This is a genomic window from Cupriavidus sp. 01L46 (assembly GCF_056399905.1).
On the sequence record NZ_JBFTSF010000668.1, the window covers coordinates 1 to 748 of the forward strand.

The following is a 748-nucleotide window of genomic DNA, read 5'->3' on the forward strand; positions in this document are numbered from 1 at the left end:
GCGCTGCACCAGCCGCCGGACTTGCCGCGCCGTCAGATCCAGGCGCTCTGCGGCGCGCCATTGCGCCAGCAGGCCCTCGGCCGTTGCCTGAATGACCTTGAAGCGGTCAACTTCGCGCAGACTCATGGTGATCAACCCTCGATCCTTCATGGCGCGCTCCCGTCCAACCCAGGCGCTACCAGTATAGGTCTATCCAGAGGACATTCTGATGTGGCTGGAAGCGGACATTCTGATTTGGCCTTTACATTTATAAAAACGCCGAATAGGTATTATGTTAAATAATAAACTCAGGCGCGCTCATAAGGGCAACCAATTTTTCGCAATTAGATGGAGAACTAAGATTCTCGAAGGACTTGCCCATTTTGGGCCGGCGGACCTGTGCAATCTCGCGAACTGGTCAAACAGTGCCGCCTCAAGGTTGGCGGGCTGGTGCGGCTTGACCTTAGCTCCCGATCTGCCATGCACGCGCAGGTACCCGCCCAGTCCCATCGGATCGAATCTGCACAATAAACGACGCTCGTCACGTCGGGCGTGCCGACCCAGCCGAGGATTCTGTTGAAGACGCGACCGCGGTTGACGACGGTATCGACGCCCAGGCTGGCCCAGTCAAAGCGCAGGAAGAACTCCGGAGCCTCGACCAAGCTGACGCGCTCCACCAGCCTAGGTGACGTGGGGAGCTCGGATAAAGCAGCTCTTCAGCGCCTGCGTCTGGCGCACTCCGTCCATCGCAGCCCCCGCCCATCATGAG

Annotated in this window: 1 pseudogene; it reads right to left on the minus strand. The window is 59.0% G+C overall.

Annotated features, from left to right (window positions below):
* Positions 1 to 150, minus strand: a pseudogene (locus AC1DS3_RS39210) (ISNCY family transposase); the annotation flags it as partial.
* Positions 151 to 748: the final 598 nt, after the last annotated feature.